29 protein-coding genes and 2 pseudogenes are annotated in these 24,427 nt (G+C 38.2%); all 31 read right to left on the reverse strand.

Features of this window, described 5'->3' with window-relative positions:
* Window positions 1-2: 2 nt before the first annotated feature.
* The 31 genes and pseudogenes from CLIN57ABFB40_RS07635 to CLIN57ABFB40_RS07780 all read right to left on the reverse strand — a co-directional run bounded on the left by CLIN57ABFB40_RS07635 (window position 3) and on the right by CLIN57ABFB40_RS07780 (window position 24,427).
* Window positions 3-1,580, reverse strand: a complete 1,578-nt coding sequence (locus tag CLIN57ABFB40_RS07635) for a phage major capsid protein (RefSeq protein ID WP_087318356.1) — start codon at window positions 1,578-1,580, stop codon at window positions 3-5.
* Window positions 1,581-1,597: 17 nt separating this feature from the next.
* Entirely contained in the window at window positions 1,598-2,659 is a 1,062-nt protein-coding gene (locus tag CLIN57ABFB40_RS07640; RefSeq protein WP_004311553.1) for a phage prohead protease HK97 family, read from the reverse strand.
* Window positions 2,613-4,058 carry a phage portal protein gene (locus CLIN57ABFB40_RS07645; RefSeq protein WP_004311552.1) on the reverse strand — a complete coding sequence of 482 codons (1,446 nt, stop codon included), beginning with the start codon at window positions 4,056-4,058 and terminating at the stop codon, window positions 2,613-2,615. Before CLIN57ABFB40_RS07645 ends, CLIN57ABFB40_RS07640 begins: the two co-directional genes overlap by 47 nt.
* A 778-nt stretch (window positions 4,059-4,836) precedes the next feature.
* Window positions 4,837-5,472, reverse strand: coding sequence for an HNH endonuclease (locus tag CLIN57ABFB40_RS20555; RefSeq protein WP_175630356.1), 636 nt, complete (start codon window positions 5,470-5,472; stop codon window positions 4,837-4,839).
* A gap of 854 nt (window positions 5,473-6,326) precedes the next feature.
* Window positions 6,327-7,169 (reverse strand): annotated as a pseudogene (locus tag CLIN57ABFB40_RS20560) (PBSX family phage terminase large subunit); the annotation flags it as partial.
* Between the two features lie 61 nt (window positions 7,170-7,230).
* The gene (locus CLIN57ABFB40_RS07665; protein WP_118313731.1) at window positions 7,231-7,776 is read right to left on the reverse strand and encodes a terminase small subunit; all 546 of its coding nucleotides are present in this window, start codon (window positions 7,774-7,776) and stop codon (window positions 7,231-7,233) included.
* A gap of 1 nt (window position 7,777) precedes the next feature.
* Complete coding sequence (locus CLIN57ABFB40_RS07670) at window positions 7,778-8,341, reverse strand: phosphoribosyltransferase (RefSeq protein WP_115484175.1); 564 nt, start codon at window positions 8,339-8,341, stop codon at window positions 7,778-7,780.
* A complete protein-coding gene (locus CLIN57ABFB40_RS07675) occupies window positions 8,310-9,098 on the reverse strand; it encodes an NAD-dependent epimerase/dehydratase family protein (RefSeq protein WP_175629573.1) in 789 nt (262 codons plus the stop codon). The genes CLIN57ABFB40_RS07670 and CLIN57ABFB40_RS07675 overlap by 32 nt, the downstream gene beginning before the upstream one ends.
* A 55-nt stretch (window positions 9,099-9,153) precedes the next feature.
* The gene (locus tag CLIN57ABFB40_RS07680) at window positions 9,154-9,711 is read right to left on the reverse strand and encodes an ASCH domain-containing protein (protein ID WP_175629574.1); all 558 of its coding nucleotides are present in this window, start codon (window positions 9,709-9,711) and stop codon (window positions 9,154-9,156) included.
* Between the two features lie 249 nt (window positions 9,712-9,960).
* Window positions 9,961-10,521, reverse strand: coding sequence for an N-6 DNA methylase (locus CLIN57ABFB40_RS07685; RefSeq protein ID WP_175629575.1), 561 nt, complete (start codon window positions 10,519-10,521; stop codon window positions 9,961-9,963).
* A complete protein-coding gene (locus tag CLIN57ABFB40_RS07690) occupies window positions 10,502-11,521 on the reverse strand; it encodes a tyrosine-type recombinase/integrase (protein WP_175629576.1) in 1,020 nt (339 codons plus the stop codon). The genes CLIN57ABFB40_RS07685 and CLIN57ABFB40_RS07690 overlap by 20 nt, the downstream gene beginning before the upstream one ends.
* An 18-nt stretch (window positions 11,522-11,539) precedes the next feature.
* Entirely contained in the window at window positions 11,540-11,767 is a 228-nt protein-coding gene (locus CLIN57ABFB40_RS07695; protein WP_138274412.1) for a hypothetical protein, read from the reverse strand.
* A 154-nt stretch (window positions 11,768-11,921) separates the two neighbouring features.
* Complete coding sequence (locus tag CLIN57ABFB40_RS07700) at window positions 11,922-12,470, reverse strand: hypothetical protein (RefSeq protein WP_138274411.1); 549 nt, start codon at window positions 12,468-12,470, stop codon at window positions 11,922-11,924.
* A complete protein-coding gene (locus tag CLIN57ABFB40_RS07705) occupies window positions 12,467-13,189 on the reverse strand; it encodes a phosphoadenosine phosphosulfate reductase family protein (RefSeq protein WP_138274410.1) in 723 nt (240 codons plus the stop codon). Before CLIN57ABFB40_RS07705 ends, CLIN57ABFB40_RS07700 begins: the two co-directional genes overlap by 4 nt.
* A gap of 21 nt (window positions 13,190-13,210) precedes the next feature.
* Window positions 13,211-13,537: a hypothetical protein gene (locus CLIN57ABFB40_RS20565; RefSeq protein WP_008775932.1), complete on the reverse strand. Its 327-nt coding sequence runs from the start codon at window positions 13,535-13,537 to the stop codon at window positions 13,211-13,213.
* Window positions 13,534-13,998 (reverse strand): hypothetical protein, encoded by a 465-nt coding sequence (locus tag CLIN57ABFB40_RS07710; RefSeq protein ID WP_004300224.1) that lies wholly within the window; start codon window positions 13,996-13,998, stop codon window positions 13,534-13,536. Before CLIN57ABFB40_RS07710 ends, CLIN57ABFB40_RS20565 begins: the two co-directional genes overlap by 4 nt.
* 28 nt (window positions 13,999-14,026) lie before the next feature.
* Window positions 14,027-14,673: pseudogene (locus CLIN57ABFB40_RS07715) on the reverse strand (DUF3560 domain-containing protein).
* Between the two features lie 48 nt (window positions 14,674-14,721).
* Window positions 14,722-15,297 carry a hypothetical protein gene (locus tag CLIN57ABFB40_RS07720; RefSeq protein ID WP_004300222.1) on the reverse strand — a complete coding sequence of 192 codons (576 nt, stop codon included), beginning with the start codon at window positions 15,295-15,297 and terminating at the stop codon, window positions 14,722-14,724.
* 111 nt (window positions 15,298-15,408) lie between these two features.
* Window positions 15,409-16,161, reverse strand: coding sequence for a hypothetical protein (locus CLIN57ABFB40_RS07725; protein WP_138274409.1), 753 nt, complete (start codon window positions 16,159-16,161; stop codon window positions 15,409-15,411).
* A complete protein-coding gene (locus CLIN57ABFB40_RS07730; RefSeq protein ID WP_138274408.1) occupies window positions 16,130-16,786 on the reverse strand; it encodes a ParB N-terminal domain-containing protein in 657 nt (218 codons plus the stop codon). The genes CLIN57ABFB40_RS07725 and CLIN57ABFB40_RS07730 overlap by 32 nt, the downstream gene beginning before the upstream one ends.
* A 60-nt stretch (window positions 16,787-16,846) precedes the next feature.
* Window positions 16,847-17,140, reverse strand: a complete 294-nt coding sequence (locus CLIN57ABFB40_RS07735; protein WP_004318818.1) for a hypothetical protein — start codon at window positions 17,138-17,140, stop codon at window positions 16,847-16,849.
* Between the two features lie 110 nt (window positions 17,141-17,250).
* Window positions 17,251-17,688 (reverse strand): hypothetical protein, encoded by a 438-nt coding sequence (locus tag CLIN57ABFB40_RS07740; protein WP_004300218.1) that lies wholly within the window; start codon window positions 17,686-17,688, stop codon window positions 17,251-17,253.
* The gene (locus CLIN57ABFB40_RS07745) at window positions 17,685-18,449 is read right to left on the reverse strand and encodes an HNH endonuclease signature motif containing protein (RefSeq protein WP_175629577.1); all 765 of its coding nucleotides are present in this window, start codon (window positions 18,447-18,449) and stop codon (window positions 17,685-17,687) included. The genes CLIN57ABFB40_RS07740 and CLIN57ABFB40_RS07745 overlap by 4 nt, the downstream gene beginning before the upstream one ends.
* A gap of 27 nt (window positions 18,450-18,476) precedes the next feature.
* A complete protein-coding gene (locus CLIN57ABFB40_RS07750; RefSeq protein ID WP_117512284.1) occupies window positions 18,477-20,195 on the reverse strand; it encodes a ParB/RepB/Spo0J family partition protein in 1,719 nt (572 codons plus the stop codon).
* A gap of 101 nt (window positions 20,196-20,296) precedes the next feature.
* Complete coding sequence (locus CLIN57ABFB40_RS07755; protein ID WP_004318822.1) at window positions 20,297-20,518, reverse strand: hypothetical protein; 222 nt, start codon at window positions 20,516-20,518, stop codon at window positions 20,297-20,299.
* Complete coding sequence (locus CLIN57ABFB40_RS20505; RefSeq protein WP_004318823.1) at window positions 20,475-20,891, reverse strand: hypothetical protein; 417 nt, start codon at window positions 20,889-20,891, stop codon at window positions 20,475-20,477. The genes CLIN57ABFB40_RS07755 and CLIN57ABFB40_RS20505 overlap by 44 nt, the downstream gene beginning before the upstream one ends.
* A gap of 127 nt (window positions 20,892-21,018) precedes the next feature.
* Window positions 21,019-21,831 (reverse strand): DUF6291 domain-containing protein, encoded by an 813-nt coding sequence (locus CLIN57ABFB40_RS07765; protein WP_004314099.1) that lies wholly within the window; start codon window positions 21,829-21,831, stop codon window positions 21,019-21,021.
* 35 nt (window positions 21,832-21,866) lie between these two features.
* Window positions 21,867-22,331: a recombination protein NinG gene (locus CLIN57ABFB40_RS07770; protein ID WP_004300212.1), complete on the reverse strand. Its 465-nt coding sequence runs from the start codon at window positions 22,329-22,331 to the stop codon at window positions 21,867-21,869.
* A 5-nt stretch (window positions 22,332-22,336) separates the two neighbouring features.
* A complete protein-coding gene (locus CLIN57ABFB40_RS07775) occupies window positions 22,337-23,494 on the reverse strand; it encodes a DEAD/DEAH box helicase (RefSeq protein ID WP_008999323.1) in 1,158 nt (385 codons plus the stop codon).
* On the reverse strand, window positions 23,491-23,841 hold the full coding sequence (locus CLIN57ABFB40_RS20570) for an HNH endonuclease (protein ID WP_225472646.1): 351 nt from the start codon (window positions 23,839-23,841) through the stop codon (window positions 23,491-23,493). Before CLIN57ABFB40_RS20570 ends, CLIN57ABFB40_RS07775 begins: the two co-directional genes overlap by 4 nt.
* Entirely contained in the window at window positions 23,759-24,427 is a 669-nt protein-coding gene (locus CLIN57ABFB40_RS07780) for a hypothetical protein (protein ID WP_004300209.1), read from the reverse strand. The genes CLIN57ABFB40_RS20570 and CLIN57ABFB40_RS07780 overlap by 83 nt, the downstream gene beginning before the upstream one ends.

The raw sequence follows: 24,427 nt of genomic DNA on the forward strand, positions 1-24,427 counted from the left end.
TCCTACGCTTTAGTTATTGCAGTCTTCAATGCGGCCAAATCCCCATAAGCGAAAGCCCACGGCATATAAATCGGGAAGATAACTTCTTCTTGTGCCATCAGCACAACCTCATTGCAAAGCTTGGTCTCCACATCTTCAGCCCATTCAAGTGTCAAAGTGGTATAATCAACCAAATTTGCGGCTTGGTTAAAGTCACCTAAAAGATACTTACCTGGAAGAATACCACCATACTCGATAATCGGACGACCGGCAATATATTTCACCCCATCAACCATTTTAACGATACCAAGATTACGTCCTGTCGTATCTTTCTCTGATTCCATACCGTTAACAGTCATTGGATTAAGAATAATAGCATTCGGAAAATACTGGGCATATGTCATTGCGGCGAAAGCTGTTTTCACTACATCTTCAGAGTTGGGTTCCTCAATGTTCTTAAAGCCGGCTTCATGAACACTGAATGTCATTTTATCCGTAGCCGTTTCAGCACCGGAGAACGCGACACCAGGAATAAGGATACGACCATCTTCCATTTTCACAAGAGCGTGTGTTTTGTTCAGTTCTGTAAGAACAGCGGCACCAGCGAACGTGATGCTCATTCCATCAAGTATCAAATCCTGTGGTTCTGCAAACTCTACAATCACATCCTTATCACCGTTATATCCGGTAATAGCTTTTACAGCACCAGCGGCACCTGTAACAATGGCTGTACTGATAATCTTCTCTACAGAAGTCACCCCAGTATTATTAATAATACCAAGCAAATTCTCACCATTACCGTCACCAAACAAGATGTTCCAGTCTTCTGCCATCCAAACAGCTTCAGGAAGCATGTTCAAGATGTAGGAACGAATGTACACTCTTGATTTCAACATACGTTTTGAGATACGGATATGAGTACCAAGGCGCTTAGTTCCTGTCTGTATCTCTTTTACCTTGATGCTTGATTCAGGCAAACGCCCATTCTCTGTTACAAAACGGGCATTGCGGTTGAAAGCATATACTTGTGCATAGGCAAGTTGAGGGTATGCAGGATCAGCAGTCAACGTCGTTAATACATCACGCATATGCAACTTTTTGTTGGCAACCTGAGTCACAACACGTTTCTGTTGTTGAGTAATCAACAAATCACCGGTGTAATTGTCAGTCATGGAAACGACATCTTTCAAGGAGAAGCCGTCAAATTCTCCTGATTTGCGTGTTTTTCCTTCTGCGAAATCTCTGAATTTTTCAGAATCAAGCATCTCGTTCAACTTCTCATCGAACTTGTTGATAGTATCCATAGAAAGACCTTTCTGCTTCATTTTCTCGATACTTTCACCTAGAGTTTTAACTTGTTCTACAAGTTGCTCGTTGTCCTTTACCAATTGCTGGAACTTTTCTCCATCATAGGCTTTCAATAGATTATTGATGTCACCAAACTGTTTCGTTACCTCCTCCGGTGAGGCAAATCCTTCAAGTGACTTGTTAACTACTTCACACATCATGCCGACAATGTTTTCCATGAATGTTTTCTGTTCTGCCGGCAGACCGTCCGTTTTCAGATTAAAATCTGATACTGTAAATTTTCTAATTGGCATAAAATTTAAATTTTAAGTTATTTATTCTCGAAACAGCTATTCAAACTCTTGAAATCGAGTAAAGTGCCATTATCAGCGGCTTTAATCGTTACTTCATCGTTCCCATTTTCCCCGTCATTCTTTTCTTGAGTGTCAACAGACGGCTCATTTTTTCCGGTGGTATTTTCAGAAGTGTTTTGCAGAATAGCATTCGAACGATATACTTTTCCCCAACAGTGGGGACATCTTACATAATTCATAAGGTCTTGTAGACCCTTTTGAGTAAATTCTTTCTTTTCTGATTTGACAGAATCAATAAGAGAAATTACTTGGGTTCTAATCTCCGGAGTGAGCTTCTCCATTTCTTCCCTTACAATGTCCTGTGTTATCCATCTCTGATAATCAGCAGCATAATCTAATACCTGTTGGGCAAAGGTATGCTCTGTTTCTGCATCATAATCAAATTGATAACCACAATGAGGACATGAGACAACGGCACCACCGTTGAGGCTCTTCAGTAATAAACTTAATTCCATATCGTATCCTTTTAAACGTTCATCACTATATCCATGCTGCAAGAACGCTTTCCGGACGAAATCAACAGCTTCCTTTACCTGGTCAGCAGTAGCAGACTTGATATTCACAAGGAACGTCTGTGGATTACTCCCCCAACTTGTCAATGTTGAATATTCCATCATACGCCATTCAAGCACCTTACAAGGATCGATAGAATCCCTTTTGATGGCTTTTACTCCGATAGAGTGTTCTAGGGTTCTTCCATTCTCTGCAAACAGCTTATAATCAGCTAACGTATCACGGCCAATCTGTTTTTCAAGATTTAACTGACCGACCATAACCAAATTACCTTCTGTTTCCTTACCACTCAACGGAACACCTAACAACTGGTCTGTACGATGATTCAGGAACCAACGCATCCGACCAATATTTTCTTTCAATGTCTTATTGAATGAGCCAGGCATAGATATGTCATTTTGTGAGTCCTTCACACCGATACCGTTCACCGCAACGGTAACGATACCCTTCTCATCAACATCATTTGCCTTTGTCTTGTACTGAAGGCTTTTGATTTTCTCTTCCATCTTTTTCATCTCCACTTTTAGTGTTAAAAACTCGATTTACTTTATCCAGTTCCTCATCTGACATATCAAATTTCAATTTGTCAAACAAGGGATTTTCTATCATACTTTCGCCTATTTGGGCACGCCAGTCATTGAGTGTTATAAGCCCACATGAGAATTGTTCACGACAACGTTTATTTATATTTGTCTTTACGTCTTCGGATTCTTTCAATCCTTCCTGCAAACAATCAACATCAGAGAAATCACAATCCAAATAATATCCCCCTCCTTCAAGACCAAGGAAAGCTGTAAAATCCTTGCAGAATTGTTTGGCCATAGGAATAACAGTTGAACAATATACGCTCTTTTCAGCAGTAGCCTGATTGCTAAATGTGGACTGGTCTTTTCGCGGAACAAGAACGGCAGGGATGCCGTATGCCCCTGCAATATTTATTGCATCAGCCAAAGTCTCTTCAAACGGCTGTAACTCTGCAATAGAAAGATTAGTACGAACAAAGTCAATGTCTGCATCTGAAATACCATAAGGTACCTGGCCCTTCCTTACACCATACTTCTCAAAATTTTGCTTCAAAAGCTGTTCCTTTTCATCGTCAGTCAACGCTATTGAACCGGTAGCATCAGTTTTCTTACTTACAATAAAGCCCAATCCACCCCGCTTTACATAAATCACATTTCTAGCTTCATATACAGCTATTAGATTTGACATTGGCTTATTTTGGGAAGCAAGACGACTTTTGGACTTCAAGAACATAGCCCCTGAATAGAACTCTGCACTTCCGTCTCTATCATGCCATATTTGGTATGGAGGAATTTCCAAACTACCATTCCAACCATACTCCAAACGATAGCTACGAATAATATCTTCTGTTTGGGCAATGCCAAACAATGGTATATTCCCGTAAACAGGTTCTACAATAGTCTTATCAGAAGGTAGCACCCAATAATTATCGCAATATCTCCATTTTTCAGCTGTAGAAAAGACATCAGGCATAGCGGCACGAATAAAGCTATTCCCTGTACACAATTTATAAATATGGTGCTGATAAATCAATTCTTTCCAACGCATCAAACAATTAGGACGACTAAGTATGCCATTCATTCGTTTATTCGCCCATACTATACTGTCATCCTTAGTTTTCTTCAATTGAAAATTAGCACCTGCAATTCGCGATGCAATATAATCGATCGGGAAAAAGACTTCAGGTATCGTACTGAATAGCGTTAGATAGTTACTGCCCGCTACAATAGGACTAGTAAGGTCCTCAATGTATGCAACTGACCATTTTTCAGCCTTGCCACTTTGAGTATCTATATCCTTATTTTCAGATGAAGTAACTATTTCAACTTCACCTTTAGTCTTAGATTTCTTTCCAAATAGATTATCAAAAAAAATATTCATTGGGTTCCTTTTTGAGCAAAACTAAGTAAAAAGGAAAACCGTTTTCCAAAACACTAAAATCTTGAAATTACGAAAACATAATATCAACAATACAACATCCTTATTTTCAATCACATATAACGCAATTCAATTCAAACCTAATTTTACAACGAACTGTACTAGCCCACTCAAAACAGCACTGGCCTCTTTTGTTTCACTATCTTTATTATAGTCCATCAGATTATTCATGAAGGCAACATATTCCGTATCAGATTCTACTTTTGATGCAGAAAAAAGAATACTATTTTTCACATAATCAGATGTTGCAGCAATACGCTTATCTACATCCGGAAACTCTTTCATTACACGAATCTCCTTGTTTGTACTAGAACGGAGTTCCCGGATAAAAGGGAAATAAGCATCTGTACATTCAATTACACATGAATCAGATTCATGGGACAAAATAGAAGAACGTATATCTTCTGTTGAAGTAGTATCCATAAATACGACATCAACAACATGCCATTTATTTCCACATCTAAACGCTTGTATAAGGACAAATTTCCCATTAACATTCGGCATCACATATAGAATCTTCTTAGTGTATTTACATTCGGTATCTGGATTGAAGAAATTAATAGTGCCATTACAAGCATACAAGTTCCTTTTTCGCCGGTTACTAAACTCTATATACTGCTCACTACACAAATCCACAACGACATATCGGAACGTATCGCAATTATGAACCAATACACCATTGGCAAAGAAACGATGCGATACTGTCGAAATATCATAAAGGTCAGCTATTCCTCCGATTCTTAGCAATACATTTCCGTGAACAAAAGATCTTCTTAGAATATTTATTGATAATAAATTTAGTCCCACAAATTGGACAAATACGTTCTTCATTGTCCACTCCCGATAATCTACGCCATTGGCTTTTGCAATTGTTAGAACAAAATTTTGGAGCTCCGATACTGCGCGACGTATATACTTTCCCACAAACTTGACAAACATATTCTCTATACTTCCTATTTTCCATCTGCCTTTTCGCTTTCTTTGAGTGCCATTCACGTCCTGCGTCAGACTTATGCCATTCTGTTGCTTTGTCTCTGTTGTTATCCAACCCCTCTTTAATTTTCTTCCACTGATGTTCCGTATAATTGTCTGTATGAAGTTTTTCATGTTCAGAGGCAAGCATAAGAGCAAAGTTATCAATTGAATTATGGTTGTAATCACCATCAATATGGTGAACGCAATAGTCTTGAGGTATTTCGCCACACTCACATAACCACATATACCGATGAAGGCTTTCTTTTCTCCATTTTCCATTTTCCTTAACCCATCCCTTAAAGTACTTGCTATCGCTTTCACGTTCACTATTTGGGTAACGAATAAATCTAAAACCGTTATATTCGACAATTTCTTTTTCCATACTTTCTCATTTTCTTTTACGATTATTTCATCTCCGACTTTCAATTCACAAACTGGTACAAAACCTCGTTGAGTATAAACCGGATGATCAATAGTACACTTAATTATATTATCACATAAAGTTAATAAAAAATACCGAGATTTCCTACTAGTACACAATGAATTATATACATCAGATTCCCCATTTTCAATAATAACCTTATCCCCCTTCTTTATTTCTGAAATAGGAATATCTCCATGTGTTGTACTAACTAAAGTATCACTAGTAAAACATAAATGCCCGTGCTCCTCATAAGTCTGCAAGGTAGTTTTATTCTTGACCTTGGTTTTAAGAATGGCACCGTTAGCATCTTTCTGTACGCTCATGTAGTCCTCAATAGATACCGAACATGATTCGTCAATGTATATCTCTATACCGGGAACTGTACAATCAAAAATGGCATTAATAAACTCACCGGTCATCGCTACACTCGGATTCTTGTTGCCTACCTTATCTTCAATCTCGAACCCTTCTTTTTGCAATGTATCTATGAATAAGTCCATCCAAGAACGTTTTTCATCATCAATGCTATTGGCCGCCTTTGTTGAGGCATCCCCGTGTAGGTAGACTTTATCACTATACCTGATATCTTTCAGATACTTGGCTACAAGTTTAGAGGACTTCTTTACTGTATTGTTAGGACTTTCGGCGCATGTCTCATGGAACTGCCAAACCTTGATACCGGTAGTGAAATCTACTTGCCAGTACGACACACTGATATATGGCAGTACGTTATTATCTACTGATATATGAATAGGCAGGTCCGGGATATATTTATGTTCACCGGAATGTTTGCCACGATTGAAAGAACCGAAGAACTCGCTACCGGTACGAATGACACCCCATTCTCCCAATGCGTACACATTGTAATAGTCCGGGTCGTGAACTCTATCATACTCAAAATCGGCAACACATTGCTCATCATAGAAACCATACGTACCGTCAGGACTACCGACAACCCAAAAATTATTCAAATAGGTAGATTGGATAATAACTGTATTAGGTGCCTGTTCCTCGATTTGCTTAGTACGAAGATTAAGTATTTGCCTGGGTGCGTTCTTTCTTACGGATTTGACCTTGGTAAGTTCTTCCGGCAACTCTTTGCCGGCAATGGTAACCGTCATCGGTACATCATGCCATTTGTCTTTATCAATGAACTCTTTCTTTATCCAGTGGCTTTCACTGATCGGATTAAAGGTACAAATAATTTGCTGCCCTTTCTTACCACGCAAACGCTTACGTAGCTGCTTGAAATCCGGATGCTCGAACTCTGACCATTCCTCTAACTGAACTCGCTTATAATTGGAGATACCTTTTATCTTTTCCGGATCGTCAAGACCGGAAAAATCTATCTTCGCACCATTAACCAGACACTTAATAGTATTCTGTTGGAACTTGAACAAATGGGATATGCCAAGACCGGCCGCAGCGACTTTATAATCTTCATAAATGGTTTTGAGAATAGAAGCTCCTACTTTACGCATGACAAGAGTGTTCTCACCATCCTGTAATGTCTGTATCAGTATTGTTTGTGCCACACTATACGACTTACCGGAAGATGAACCTCCATAGAGAATGATAAAACGGATAGTCTCATCATTCAAGTACTTCAATAGATAGAATCCGTTAGGATTTAGCTTCTTATAATTTATAACCATATTGTTCTAAAAGTAAGGTTTCTCCGTAGGGTGAATACTAGATTTTGCAGTTCAAATTGTTCTATTCTTCCGAATCCTCATTATCTTCAAATCCGATACGAAGTTCACCGACTTTATTTCCGTCTCCACCTTTGATGTTGACATTCTTATCGGCTTCCCATCCATTCCAGGCACCAAGAATCCGGGCGGCTTCTGTCTTGCCGTTGAACTCATAATTAACCACTCCTCTATTATTCTGAATCTTCTTCAACGCATTACGGGCGCGCTTTGGAAGTTGGGACGGACTTCTCATCTTTGTTTTCCCGGTAACAGGGTCTACATAATGTAAATCATCGGGATCAGCGAGTACAATATCCATTAATACCTTCTCGACCGTTTTCCTCTCTACTTCAGTCTCTTTCGCCCTCTGTTGCTTAATCTCACTTATCCTTGCACTAACCTTGCTATTGGCTAACAATCTGCTAGCAGCACTCCAAATCGTTTCAGGTTTCATCTTTGACGCATCATAAGACATCCTATATGCTTCACTAGCATTACCTTCTGTATCAACGTAGTATTTACAGAATTTCTCTTGCTTGAATGTTAATGGTTTCTCTTGCTTTCCCATATCATTTGTTATTTATTCCTACGAGAAAAAGAAGCTGCTCTCTATCCTTTAAAAGCTCATAGGTGGCAAGCAGTGTGCTGCCAGTTGTTAATATGTCATCATACACTATTATTTTCTTTTCCTTTATCGGACGAAGAAGAAAGAATTCTGGATTCAATCTATCTTTAGTTAGGCACTGGATTGCATTCTCATAGAATGGTATTTTCACCGCCCCCGCAATTTTCGTACAGATAGAGGTTGAAAAATGAAAGCCCTCGTTGTGTCTCCGTCGCGGTGTGGTGACTATACACCATCCTTCATATCCCCCTACTATGAAGCGGTGGAGAAACTCACACGCTCTCTCTGCAAAGAATGATGCAAGTTCCTCCGACTGTTTAATTTCTGAAAAGCTGGTACCAGTCTTGGAACGGGTGAACTGGGAGATGTAATAGATATCACCCTTTTTATGAAGTGATACCTTTTCTTTCAGATCACATAACCGTTCCTGATGAGACCAGCTCTTACATTTCACCGCTTCCGGCTTATCCCAGTCGTCAATACGACATATCTTTCCCTTTCCTTTCATCAAAGATCTTCTTTACTCCGTCCTCGACAGATGTGTAAGACAAAGGTACTAAATAGATATCCCGGTTCACCGACTGCTCTAAATTGTCAAAATCCCGTTTTTCATTAATTAGCTCAATTTCAAGCGGTTTGTAGTATCTTACTAAAGAAGCAAAATACATAGTAGTCACAGGTTGGACGTTACAAATATTGATAAGTTGCCGGTTACAACCCACCGAATAGATAAGCCCCTCAATGACATCATCTATGTAAGTGAAGCACCGGATATTCTGACCACAGTTGTATAATGACACGTTTTCCTTTTCCATCAGGAACCAGAGAAGAGTTCTTTTTCGCGGATTAGGTCCATATACATTATGCAGCCGACACCCGGTCGCAGCCTTACAATAGATAGATGCATACTGTTCATCGAAATACTTGCTTATTCCATACATAGAAGTGGTATTCTCCGGATTCGCAGTTGACGAACTGGCATACACTAACTTTACATGATATTGATTACATGCATTAGCAACTCGCATGAAAGTATCAATGTTATCTCTCCTGATTTGTTCCAGGTTTCCATTAAACACACTGGTTTGCGCCGCCAAATGGAACACACAATCAATCCCCCCATTCTTCAGGAGCTCGCATACTTCCGTAGCTTCAGTACCACACTTTCGATCAAGTCCTATGACTTCAACACCTCTTTTTGCTAATTCTCGGCAAAGGGCTTTACCAATAAATCCCTCACTGCCGGTTACAACTACTTTCATCATCACAAAAATAAAAGGATGTATCAGATAACCGATACACCCAGATTCAACATCAAAATTACTTATACCAACGTCCACCATAATATCTGCATACAAAATAATCCCCCATACTCGTTATTTGGACTTTTTCATCAACGCATATACGACACATACAAATCTTGTGATACCCGTCTGATTCAGGTTCCTGGATTCTATCATATTCCCAAAATGATAATTTCCCTTTAGCCGGTATCGGTTCTGGAAATAATATAGGATTAGCTAGCACCCAGTTATAAATAGGATTTTCATAATAGCCTTTACTATCATCGGATTTCTCTGCCCATTTAGAAGGATGATTGATAGAGCATCCAATTATTTCTACACTTCCAATGATAGCAGAATTGACAATGCCCTCTGCACATATTATTTTTCGTTGAAACTCAACAGGCAGACTATCCCATTGAGTTTTTGTAAATACACTATTGGGATTTCTCATTTCTACAGGTTTTCCACTTGCATGGATTAACACTCTATGTCCTATGTATTTCCATGGACACGCCCAAGTACGGTTCTCAATATCTTTGATACCGTGGATTATCAAAGAGGCCCACGGCTGTTTTATTGTTATTGCTTTCATTGTTCCAAACTTTTTTTGTTGCTACTTGTTTAATTAAAAAATAGATTATATGAAAACTAAATTACTACTTACGTTATTCTGTATATCATTATGCCTTAACATTACTTCATGTATGTCGGTGAGGGTTCACCCACATAAGGATAAAACAATTCCTCCAGGACAAATAAAGAAAGTAACAGGCAGTAAGTCTGCGAGATATTATACTCCGGGGCACAATAAGTAGAATCGTTATTATTTCTGTTTTGAGGGTTAATTCCACTTGGTTACTGTTGAAAAGTCACAAGGGGAATTGAATCTATTAGTTAATATGTATGCCGCCTTGTACTGGTTCCTCAAAGTATCACCGTGGAATACGATACCGGATATTCCCCTGACAGCCAGATTAAATAAAAGGAAAGGTACTGTTTTGTCTGACAACTCACCGCATACAATCAAATGGTCGTTAGGCTTGTAATCTAAGAAACTAATACTATTCCGGTGATTGTACCAATTTGAAATGAGCATTCCGCCTGTTCCGGCTGTTGGCTCATAGGTTACGCCCGTATCAGAACCTAATAATTTAGAAACCAAAGTTGAAATACATTTAGGAGTGAAATCCTGCTTGTTGTTCTTTCGGTCAGCATGTTCATCTTCAAAGTATTCATGGAACCAATCATAACTGACATCACATTTGAAGTAGTCCAAAAAGTCTTTGAATACCTTTGTCCGTTCTTTTTCCTCTCCAAACAAAAGACTCATTATCCGTTCCGGTGCCTGATAACTGTCTGTTATTCCCAACATTCCATTTATGTCAGATAATATATTTCTCATGGGATAATTTAATTTCGTCATTGGTTGATTGTGCATAGATAGTAGTTGTCTCAATGCTCTCATGACCTAGCATCTTCTGTACCTGTTCTATTGGCATTCCTCGTTTTAGGGCTGTAGTTGCCGCTGTTCTCCTAAGTCTATGTGGATGTACATTGGATATACCCGCCTTTTTCCCTAGATTCCTTAGCATGATTTCAACTGCTCCCTTGGATATCCGGGATAGTTTATTCATATCTTTTATCTGCTGGCACATTCCCTCATAATCAGATAAAAATAGGGCTTCTAAATCATCTGTTCTTGAATCAACATATTCCTGAAGAGCTATTTTACAGCGAGCAGACAAGTAAACAGTTCGATACTTACGCCCTTTTCCAAGTACATCAATCTGCCCATTTTGCCAATCTACATCACCGAGATTCACATTTACCATTTCGGATACGCGACAGCCGGTGGAAAACAAGAATTCGATTATAGCCTTATTCCTTTTTGTCCTAGCCAAAGACCTTAATTTCTCCATATCATCCTCACTTAATGGCTTCTTCAATTTCTTCACTTGTCGCACTCCCTTGATTCTAAGCATTGGATTCCTATCAAGTACACCTTCTTCTGTGCACCAAGTAAAGAAGCTGCTCAAAGTTCTTCGAATGTTGTTAAGAGTATTATCACTACATTTATTAATCTTCTTATAGGCTAAATAGACACGGACATCATCGGTAACGATTTCCTTGATATGTTTTCCTACTTGTATGATAAACGCTCTTAATATGATACGATAGTAATCTAATGAACTTTGGCATAATCCTTCCACAGCTTTAGCTATGAAAAATCGGTTTATGATCTGCATATCGGAATTATCATAAACTACAACAGAAGTTTCTTTTGCCGTAATCTCATAATTTCTCAAACAAAATGATATGGAATCAATTACGGTTGAGATTTCCTCATTGGAGATTTTACCAAATAAGGTATTACGTATTTCAGTTAAAATATATTCTTTCATTTAATTTCTTTCTTGTAATTAAAAAATAACCTTTGTAAATTCATATGAACTAAGTGCATTCTCTAAACTATCAAAAGAGTCAAATTCTCTTTTAATACGTCCAAACTGATATGAATATACTTCTTCACCTCGTTTACGCTCCATGCTAATAATATATCTGAAACCATCTTCCCGTATAACTGTAACAGGATAACCTTCTGTTATACTATCAACTATTTTTTGTCCGTTTAATGTCACTTTATTCATACTATTCTATGTATTATTGATATATTTATTTGACTTTTAGTTCTTTACATCTATAAAGGTAATCGTTATTGACAAGTTTTACAAACAGAAACTTCGCCTTTTTAACGCCATTTTACCCAGTCTTTTTCTTCAATAATTCAAGTATGTTTTCATATTACGTAAATAAACTAAGTTGGGTTGTAAATTCGGGTTTATAAATTCTAAACTTACGGCTAAAGAAAGTCTCAAAGGCTGTTACAATTTCAGAGATGGTATTATCAGTAATGCCTAACAACTTGTCATCGGCAACTATAAGGGACAAAGCCTTGTCAAGAGTCATCCTCTTCTCAATAAACAGGGAATATACCAAATATCTATGAGTGTATTCTCCTGCCTTGAGTGACGCTACTTCTTCAGGTGTAGCCTTTCTCTTGTATAGCACTTTGTACCAGTGCGTTTCAGCAGTACGAGCACGCTTTTGTCTCGGTAACAAGTCATAAAACACAGCTATTTCATTCTTCTTAATAGACTTGTGTTTTTTACGAACTCCATACATTACGTAGGGAATATCCCAATCTGGATGGGTTCTTCGATATTCAAGCTCTTTCTCCCGGTCAATAAGGTCTTGCTCAAAGTCTTGTTTCATCAACCATTCTTTGAACCAGGCAGCAAGTGCTTCTTCTCGATCATAATAATCTTTTCCATTTACACATATGGGAATCATAATAACCCTTTTTGTTGCATTTCACGTTTAAATCTTTCCTCTAAATCAAAAATGTTTTCTCCACTATTACGCCGATAAGGTCTATCAGTATTTAACTGAAGTTCTTTCAACTTTTTCCAATACCATGGAAGATACAAATACATATTCTTCAACTCCTTCAAGTTCTTATTTCCACAACACCAGCAGCTCACACGATCAAGTAGCTCATATAGCCTTACTCCATCCTCATGCCAAACAAAGCCTTTTGTGTAACAATACTGGAGTGCATCTGCTTCAGTAATGCCCCAATCACGAAGTGGTAAAACCCGATTGGGTCGTTTTTCCTTTTCAAAGCGATGGGTCTCATCGGCAGCAATACCGACATAATCAATTCCGTCTTTTGTGTGAGTTTTCAATGCACGAAGTTTTTCACTCGTTCCCCACCGACATGTTCCCCCACACCAACTATATCCTTTTTTATGGATAATATTGGTCCCTCTTTTCTTAACCGGCCTTTCAAACATTGTCCAAAGAAAAGGTTGCTCCGGATGTAGTTCTGTATATTTAATGCCAAGTTTTTTAAGAATTGGAAGAACAGCATCACGAGTGTTATAGATTGCCTGAAATTCCATACCTGTATCATAGAAAACGACTTCATCCAACTGATATCCTTTATCTATTAGCATGAAAAGCATTGCCAAGGAATCCTTTCCAAAGCTGACTGAAGCATAATATTTCATACAAAAAATTTAATAGACAAGTCACTTTTTCTTCTTTGCCCTCTGATTATTAATCTGTGACATACACATACGGCACCAGGAAGTCAACAAATGATATTCCTTACCTTTTCTCACCACTATACGATTGTAGAACCGGTTCAAGTAGAAGTAATTTCCGCAATGGGTACATCTTTTCATTTCACGTCCTGAATCATCTATAATCCGATTACGCGGCTTACGACGAATTAGAGTACAACTTTTACACTTCTCATCAGTTTCGCGGTGCCGCCGGCAATGTGATAAGGATTTTGCTCCACATTTAGCAAACACCTTACAATCTCTACGAGGTATTGATTGACACACATTCATGGCTTCCTCGCATTCAAGAATTTATTTACTACACGAGAAAGTACATCCTCATTCTCCGGCATCAGCCATTCTTTTGCAACGTTCCAAGCAATACTCATAGCAGGATTGAAGTTATCCTTCCTGACAGTGTGATGAGACAAACGTCCTTCAGTGGGCTTCAAACCCTTATCATGTAAGATACACAGTCCATTCTCGAAAAAAGCACAATACTCCTTACCAGCAACGGGCTGAATCATCGGAATAGCAATATTAATAACCCCTAAGAATATACCAGCAGCCCAGTTCGTCAGCGCTAACCTGTCGGCATAACCTGCATCAATAATTCGTTCAATATCATCAGGAGTACCTAAACATGGCGTATGACATTGTTGTTTACAAACACTGCATGAGCATTGTACAGGTACACGACCTGAAGCCCTCATTACCCTTTGTAATGAGGTTTCTTTTGATAATTCTCTCATAGTAAATTATTTGAGATACTACAGATTATTAAACATCGCCCCACAGCTTTACTGCAAGGTCATAATTTTTTTAGCCTCTTTTACTGCTTTATTGGCATAAGCCATAGCGTATGTATGCTCGCGTCGGTACTTACCGGACTTCAATCCTTCGTGATATTCTTTTGCTTGTTCCAACTTATGTTCGTAGAAATCTATACTTTCCGGCATGGACAAGTTTATCGTATTAGCCCTTTTTTCCCAATACTTCGCAACTCTTTCATGTTCGGCAGCCTTATCGCTAAACTCAACGCTTTTCCCCATGTTATTCCAGGCATCATCTATCATTTTGCGATGTCCTCGTTCGCTATGGTGTCCAACTTTGATAGGCTCACCCAAAGAAAGGAAATCGCGATGTTTATTTGATTTCTGAAAATACTCATTGCTTTTTTGTACTGCCGATGACGCCCATTCATGCCTGCGTTCCGCTCTTTGCTTAGCCCATTCTTGAACATTAAAGCCGTCAGCTCTAACGATGGAATAATAGTAAAACCCATCTTTTTCGAAGATTAGGTTAAATACTATACTTTCGTTCTCCTTACCATACTTGGTGGTAACTTCAATAGTTTCACCTTTTTCGTGCTTCTCATCACACTTTGCCAAAAATACATTTGGCGCAAATTTGTAATACGTGTTCATTTTCTAAATTAAATTGGTTTGACTTATATGAAAAATGAGAAACCACAGCTACTTAGCCGTGGTTTCATCATTAAATAACTTTGGTTGACTGGGTTGAACCAAATCATCGAATAAACCAGGAACACGAGGTTGTAACGCCTTGTATTCTTCCTGAAAGAATTCTTCTTTGGTTCTCCCATGTTTTTTCCCCTTTCGTGTATGTACATCGAAAGTGTAATCTGGAATAGGAATAGGGTAACGCCTGACATCATTTATCCACTTTTCTATATCAATATCCTTTCTATCATAGATGAAGTTTTGCAAATGATCCGCATCACGATTCTTTCTACATTCACAAAGGAGAATAACAGCTTTACTGACAAATATCCTCCCTTTGGGTTCAGTAGCAGTCTTGTTTACCAGCTCATGCCCCTGCCACAATGCTTCTATCTCTTTAGTAATGATTCCATAGCAATCTTCAGCACTAATGGTAAACAGACGCTTCCACACATAGTCGCGGTACCCACTCGCCCAAAGTTCCAATGCAAAAAAGCCGGCTACCCCGGTGTCGGCTCGCCTAATGGCTTTCTGCATTGCAGAACTCACCTCAAAGAAATCATATCCGCAAACTGTTCTTATAATCATAATTCTAATTTAATGGTTTGACTTTTAGTTTATTACATCAGTAAAATTAGCTAAAAAAGGCGAATATGACAAACAGAATGGACACCATTTAAACGCCTTTTTTACAGACTATTAGAATTTGAATTTGCATGATATATTATATTGAACGAGCTGCTTTGTTTTGTCTTTCCCATTAGTGGTTGCACTCTTTAGCAAAATACTATCACCAAAATTCTTTTTGATAAAGAGGATAGATTTACGTTCCTCTTCCTGATTCCTTATAGAAGCAAGCCCACCAGCGTTTACAAAAGTGTTCTTTTGCTCAAAATTATACCGCAAATCGGTTAAAACCTTACGTTCTTTGTACTTCATGTAACAAGAAATCCAAAAATCTTCTTTCAAACGTATTTCCTCATTCCACCAAGTGTTTTTGTTATAGATTACTCCATAACTGCAACCGGTTATCATTTTCGAAAGAGAAAGAAAAGCGGATTCATCATACATTACCGGCGATATCCGAGCGGTGAAGCCAAACAGATGTACATCCATCATACTGGCTATCTCAAATAATGACTGAATGATATTAGTTATCTTATCTTTATCCTTTATCCGGCTAGGTTCTCCTTTTTCCACATAAATAGGTTTGCAGGCATGGACATCATCATCAAGCATGAAAAGTTCTCCAAAATGCTTTGCCATCCAATTACGTTTCGGGATGAGGCCCATAACGTCGTCAGGATGAGTAACAATTTCACATTCCGGGTTAAATTGCTGATATAAGTCAGCTTGACTTTCAGCAACGCAAATGATAGGATCGTTCACCAACTTTTTAGCGAACACCCGGTCATGGCGTTTATGACTTGGTATTACTATCTTGCAGGGCATGGCGAACGTCTTTTATATCAATTACATTGGATTTACTTATTTTCCCGGTTTTGTACGACTTCATGTGCTGCATGTCCAGCCTTTCACGAAGCCAGTTGCTATCTACCTCATTACTTGAGGTGATGATAAACAACTCATGTTTTTCGTCATACTTTGGAATGAGAGGATAAATGGCTGTATCATCCGTGATGGCATCAAAGCGCTCTTTAAATTCATCCTCTTTCTTCTCCGGAGCAAATTCGATGCCCCAGTCTTGGAGTTCCGCCTTATTCCACTCGTTTTCCATAACGTCCAAATCATTCTCACCAAAATTGACATTATCTTTAGTGGCATATTCCCTCAACTTCTTAACGGGGATATCAGGTGCCAGAATTTTACAAGGCAGTTCTTTATAACCTAACTCCTTGCAAGCTCGCAAACGTAAATTACCACAAACAACAATATATCTGCCATCATTGTAGGGAAAAACTATAAGTTCCCGAAGCTCAAGCATCTCTGGCGAATCCTGAATGCTTTTCTTCATCGCTTCAAAGCGGTAATCACGAAAAAAACGTGGATTTTTCGGCAATCCCGTGAGCTGCCCCTTATTAAAATCAAGTAGGCAGACTTGAATAATCTCTGTCATAACTAACTATATTAAAATCAACAACACAAAATCAACAACACAAACAGTCAGTAACAACACCTAATCATTTTTTCTATCATCGAACTCTATCTTATCTTTGATAAGCTGTTCAATGTCCTCACAACCAAATCTTTTTAAATAGGCAACAAGGTAAATTATCATCTCGGCTGCCAATTCTTCATCTTCCGAATATTTAGGAAGATTATCACTCCTATATTTAGAAGCAATATCGAATTTTCTCCAAACGGCTTCAATTCTTATGCTAAACGCTTTTCTTGAGCTATGCTCATTCATCTTAAAGCGCTTCCTCATGATATTCAAGCATCTCTGGGCAAACCTATTCAATGTTATCATATCGATCGGGTTAAATTGTTAGACTATGAATAATCTCACACGATTCTATTAGGTTGGTCTCTGATGCGAAACCAATGAACATATTCTTTATATATCAGCATACTAATTATTTATTTTGAGGGGTCTGTTGTATCTAAATATTTCCTGTACTCTAATTCAGTCTTAGCAAGATTGATTACGGTATTAACCCCTTGGAAAACTTGTTTTGCTTGGCTCACTTTACTAGGATCTTCTTTCACATCCTTTATTTGTTGAAGAACCAAATTCCTCAAATCTTGTAAAATGGTAGGGTTCACTGTAGACACCTTATTCAACCGTTCATTAGCTAACACGACAACTGTATTTGTTATTGGCCGGAAACGGTTCAATTTGGAAGCCAAATCAAACATACTAAATACCAACACTTTGCCATTATTCAAGTATATCTCAACTTCGGTACCATCATCACCAGTACCGTCACAGTAATTAAGAATTACAACTTCTTCATTCTGATAAAGGAATGGTTTATTAACCATTTCTTTCAATCTATCTATTGCTCCATCAGTCATGATTCATTCTTTTTCGTTACTTTATTAATTTGTCTATTCAAAGCTCCTTTTAGCTTGATTAGGTACTGAACATCTTCCGGATATCGGGCATACAAAGAATTCTCTTTTTTTAATTGTTCAGAACGACTAATCATGTAAAGGTTCTCAATGGAAACGTTTTGCCTGTTGCCATCCTTAAACTGAATATTATAACCAGGAGGGATTTCTCCATTATGCTCAACCCATACAAGCCGATGTTTAAGTTCAAAGACATTCGGTTCAGCAGTTTTCACTTCAATGTAACCGTCACGAGTTATGCGTTCATAACCGACTGGTTTATGATTTTTGGGGATATGTCCTTTCTTAAATCGAGTAGCTTTCGTTTTTGCCAATTGTTCCTCTGACATATATTCCGTTTGCTTACGTCCCTTGTTCATCGGTTGGTGGCCTTTGGGAAAGAAACTTTTAGAAGCGCATTGAAATTTAAACTCTTTAGATTTAAAGAGCCGTAATTTAAATGCAATTCTATTTACAGCAGAATAAGTGGTACCTAATATCTGTGCTATTTCCTCATTAGTATGATTGGAATATAACTTTTTCAATTTATCAAGCCTCTCACTATTCCAAAACGAGATTCTCGGAGAGCGCCTAAGTTTTCGAATCAAGGCCTTTGTTTTAACAGCACTAAGTGTTTTATCAAGACGCCTAGCAAGTTCTTTTAAATCAGCAGTCGGGTACTCACTGTCAAGTATAGCAAGTTGTTCGTCAGTCCACGTTTTCATAAGTGCGTCAATAAAGAGAGGAAACCACTAGGCTTCCTCTGTGTTATCGTTATTTAGTTCTTTCAGTCTTTCTTTGAGCTTCTTTTCTTTCTTATCATATGAATCCGCAAGTTTCTTAGAGAGCGCTTTGAAATCATCCGGATATTGTTCTGCAAAAAGGATTTTCTGACACTTTTGCAAATAGGAGTAGAAATTCACATTATTCGATGATAAGCATTCAGCAATAAAGGCTCTATACCATTGGTGTCGGTCAGCTTGGTTGTTCTTGACATAATTTACAAAATCACTCTCACCATTCCATTTTTTTAAATTCAGTTTTTCAAGATAAGTACTGCTACAACCGCTAAGAACCAGCACATCAAAAACAAGTTGTTCATTTTCAGAGAATTCTTTTGTTCTCTGATAATATGTTTTCTCTTGCGCCCACTTGCGCATTTCTTCAGCAGACTTCTCCTTGACTATATCCTTCGCTCTTTTTAATTGGGCGTTTATTTTTTCCCTTTCTATCTCTTTTAGATCGGCAACGGCGGAAGTAGAGGAAGCCGTTTCTTTTCTAACATAATAGAAACTAACGTTAAATTCGGGAGAATAATGTCCAAAAAATGAAAGACAACGATAAACTTCTCCATCTTCAAGCATTTTCAAAGTGCGTTCATCATCTTCTGAATACCAGCACTTACATCTAAAGATTTCATCAGGATCAACTATTTCAAATCCAAGTTGTTTAACAGCTTCCAAAGTTTTTTCATAGAAAACCTTTCTATCTTCTCCCCAATATGTATCGGGACGTCTAGCGATAATTACTGTTTTTCCAAATGAAAGAGGTTCGCCAACTTTAACAAGATGTTCATATTCTAGTTGAATTTTCCGCGTCACATAAGCAATCTGTTTTTTCTCATAGCAAGCAGCATTGATACATCTAGCATCCTTACTATTCATTTCATAGAACAAACAACCATGATTACACGTATTATTCTCACATTGAGAACATGATTTAATATCAGTATTTTCCCAATTATCGGAATCATCTTTAATCCAAGGTGCGTTACCAAGCTCCATGAAAGAATTACTCACAAATTCTCGAATCATAGCAGTAGTACATTGTTCTTCCTCCTCCTCATGAAACTCTTTTTGAGTATCTTCATCCAATTTAGAAAGAATCATAGCACCGGACAATGGTATATCTCCATTTCTTACCCGCTCTTTTAGTTCAGGAATAAGAGAATTCAATTTAATACGGTCAAATACAAACCGGGTAGACTTTCCTATTTTAAGAGCGATATCTTCCAAAGTTCGTCCTTTTTCAGCCAACTGCGCAAAGGCAAAAGCTTCTTCGATGGGATCAACATCTTTTCTTTGAAGATTCTCGGTAATCATCGCTTCAAAAGCCTCATCATCTGTCATTTCTCTGACAATGCAGGATATTGTCTGAAATTTTTCCGACTTTTTTCGATGGGCTTTGATTTTTGCAACATTCGCTTCATCTTCCTTTGCTTTCAAAAGTGACACAGCCCGGAAACGACGCTCACCGCAAACAATTTCGTATGTGTAAGGTAATGGGGTAACATCTCCGGTTTCTAGGTTAGTCATCTCCTCGGATTTAGCAACTCTGACAGTGACAGGTTGCAATAAACCTTGCTTTTCAATGTTGCTTGCAAGCTCTTCAAGAGCTGCTTCATCAAAAGTCTTTCTCGGATTCAAAGGAGAAGGACTGATAAGGTCAATTCTAATGTTTTGTACTTCCATAATTTAATTATATTGGTTTGACTTTTAATTCATTACATCAGTAAAGTTGTCGTAAAATGACAAGTTATGCAAACAGAAACTTCGCCATTTTAACGCCATTTTCATGCGGGCTTATTACGTATTTGAATGAAGCCACGTTTTTCCGTTTCCCGAAGCAATTCCATATCTTCCTCACGGATATAACAATCCGTTTCACCATTAACAGTTGTGTGATTAGGAATACCAAAACGCTCCCGTATTCTTCTTTTCACTTCAGGAATATCTTCAAGTTTGATATGCCTAGTGTTCCAGTAAATTGTCACCTTCTGCTTCTTGTTTGCCATATTCTCTTTTGTTTAGATAAGAGATTATTTCATTTGAGAGACTTAACGCTTTAGCAGCTTCTTCATCTCCTTGCTCAACTCTAAGTTTGAGTTCGTTCCGGTATTCTTCATACGACAAGCCACTTGTATAGCCCACTTCCTCCGACAAATTCTCTTTATGAAAATTCCATGACTGATTATCAGCAACAGCACAACGTTCTTTATTGTATTCACGAAGCCAACTCATGATGACCTGACCATCAATTCTATTATAGATATTGCCATATTTCATTTTCATTGCGTTCTTGAAACACAGTTTAAAATCATCAGTTTTCATATATGGATATTCTTCAATGATTAAATCTACTGTAGTAGCGACTTGTGTAGCCGACATTGGATTACCGACATTGAAAAACTCCAAGGCATCAGCTATCAATATGACCAACACTGCTCTGGCTTGCGGCTCACCAAACTTTCTTATAATAGTGCCAATAGAAGGTTCATCACTTTGAAATACATCTTCAACCTTCTTGGGGCATAGAGCTTTGCAATAGTTTTTCGGCGAGGTCCGTAAGACTGCTAACCGATTCTCTTCTTGTGGCCGCAGTATCAGTTCGTTTTCCATTGTAATTTCCTTCTAAAATTTTAGTAAAATTCGCAGACTTGAATATCCAGTCAAAAGTGCACCTCCAATTTTTATCGTTTTGTCCAAGCAAGAAAGGACTGTCTAAAACCAATTGGAACACATCGAATACAGCTTGCTTCCCGTATTGTGCGACACGTGCTTTAATAGCTTTCTTTCGTTTTGCATCTATGGACTTTATAGCAGGAAGTTTACCTTTAAACGTGGAATTAAAATAATCCATTAGCCCACCCCAATCAATCTTTTCCTCGGGGAACAAAGAAAGCTCGTCTTTCTTTGATTCTCCTTTAGGAGAAGTTTCTTTCTTTTTTAAATGAGAATCATTATCATCTACATAATCATTATCATATTCATTATCATTATCGGGTTTTGTGGGTTCTTTTGGGTTTCCAAATAACCCAGTGGGTTTTGTGGGTTCTTTGGGTTCTTTTGGGTTTTCACTTTTCGGACGTCCCCCCTTAGAACCATTGCTCTTATTCCTTTCCACAATAGACATATACTTTTCAGTATCCCTGTCTATATCTATCTTTATAAAGTTGAAAGCAATATTTGCCATAGGTTTCAACCCCCGAAGATTTCCCGTTGTCGCATACTCAATTATGCTTTCGTAAATCTCCAGCCTGACATCATCCGGCAAATCCTTGATTGCTTCTCTCCACCCTTTATAAAAGATGAATGAATTTCTTTCCATATTTTAAGGGATTATACTCCGATTAGTAATAAAACTCACAGACCTTTTGCTTCCTTCAGTTTTTTCGCTTCTTCCTTGTAATGAGTAATCAGCTTTTCTAATTGAAAGTCACTAAATTGCTTAGTAACATTTTTCTTGGCTTCCAGGATCAGCACATTTCGTTCACCATACTTGGCAACTAGACGTCTGCGATAATCCTGAATATTTCCTTCCATGAAGCGGTTACAATGTGAACATTGAGCATTGCAGTTCATTTCATCAAAGCGAGTACTCATGTGTTGGCGGTTGATGTAATGACCGCAATCTGCTTTATTGAAAGGCTTTATTTTACCACATGAAATACACTGAAAATATCCATTAGGCATCGTATCACGATAACGGATGAATAAACTAAATATTCTGTCTAGTTTATCGACAAGATCAGGTTTCTTCTTGACCTTAACACCTTCTACCTCGAAAAGAGGCTTTTTCTTTTCTTTCTTCTTGTAATTTCTCCACATGATAATTAAAATACTACATTGGTTAATTGACGGCCACGACTCATTATACACCATTTTCCCTTTTCAGGCTGTTCTATGCGTAACTCTTCAACACGCCCAAAACGCCGGAAATTCCCACTCAAATCAACAACCCAACCCTCTTTACCTTGGCAGGGACGAATAACACGACCGACCATTTGATAATAGAGGGAAAGGGATTTGGTTGGACGTGCAAGAACAATCGTATCAAGCTCCGGGTAATCGAATCCGGTTGTAAGTACTCCGACATTAGCAACAACTTTTATTCTTCCATCTTTAAAACCTTTCAGAATTCGTGCCCTTTCTTCCTTTGGAGTAGAACCGCTAACGATCGCACAATTAGGAATTTCGGAAGCCAGTTTTTCAGCTTCACGAATAAACCTCGTGAATATTAAAATACCTTTGCGTGGTATGCCCGATTTGGGGTTCAACAGACGTTTTGTCCATCCAACTATATCTTTGTATATGTCCACACGTTCAAACTCTTGCAGAAGACTTTTTTCATCATAATCTGCACCAGTAGAATTAGTCCTGACTCTACTTAAATCCAACTTTGTAATATCATAGTATTTCAAACTTGCGAGAAATCCTTTAGCAAGTAGTTCACTCACCTGACAGTGATAAATAACATCAGTGAAAACCTTTGGCCGGGTACGAGTTATAAATTTAAGCATAGCACCACCTCTTCCTGAACATAATCTGTAAGGAGTCGCTGTCAGCCCAATAACTTTCCTTTGCTCATCTTCAAAGAATTCCTTATACATTCCTTTCTCCGGATTCACTAAATGACATTCATCAATCAGAACGTGCTTAAAATGTTTGAAGAAACTCATGTGTTTCATCACACTACCAATCATAGCAAACGTAATACGATTGATATCCTTTCTTCCGGCAGAAGCTGAATAAACTCCACAATCGAATATGCCGTATGATTGAAGTTTTGCAAAATTTTGTTCGAGTATTTCCTTGCTAGGCTGGAACACTATCAGCGGCCCGTCTATCCGTGCAGCTATATTGGCAATGACAAGGGACTTCCCGGCACCAGTGGGAAGAACTATCACGTAGTTTTTCTTTTCCTTGGATTTAAAAACGCTGACCGCTGCATCACTAGCACTTTTTTGGTAGTCTCTTAACTGGTATGTCATAATTTGATGTGATATTTATGAACTTTCAAATGACAGTCACCACAAAGGGTAACGAGACAATCAAGATGTTCAAGCTCATGACCAACGATTGATTTTCCGTTAACCCTGTATGTTTTGTGGTGAATCTCTAAATTAAAGTCTTTACCGCACATCTGGCATTTATGTCCGTCCCTAATACGAACTTTACGCTTGGCTTCTTCCCAATCTGGATTATTCACAAGCCGCTTCACATAGTTGGACTTCCTGCCTTTTTTGTGCTGCAATCTACTCATCGTCTTCCGGTTCTTCTTCAGGAAGTTTATCAGACAGGTCTTCTTCGAACTTGTCCCCATAATCTTCTGTATCATCAATAGGACGTTCTACTTCAGGATATTCAATACCAAACAAATCAAGCATCGCTTTTCTGTTTCGATCTTCCTGTGCCCAAAGAGAACGTTTGTCCCAATCAGGAATTTTTTCAGCTTTCACAAGCTTAAACTCACCGTTCACCCATGAATAATACAGGAAATATCCATCAAGAGCAAACCGGATCGTATTCTTACTTGAAAGATGATACTCCCTCGTCCCCTTTTTGACCTCGGCAGCCAGGTCTTTAATTTCAGTCTTAATAGAAGCTAACCTGTCTTGTGCATCACTCTTAATTTTCTTTGCACGTTCAATGGCTTCCAACAGTTCACGTTCGCGTTTGGGGACCTCATTCTCTTGCTTGATGCAATACTCTTCACGAATTTCGGAAATCTCAAATTCATCCAGTAAACGTTGTGTCACCTCACTTTCAGGGAATGTAGCATTGAAATGCTCATTCACCAACTTTATCAATTCATCTACATTCGTAGAACCCTGAAATAAAACAGGGGGAAATTTTTCCCGAATAGAATCGGGAACTACAAACTCGATTGTCTCGGGTTCGTAGTTTCTCAAATTTGCAATCAT

Source organism: Bacteroides acidifaciens (assembly GCF_903181435.1).
GTDB lineage: Bacteria > Bacteroidota > Bacteroidia > Bacteroidales > Bacteroidaceae > Bacteroides.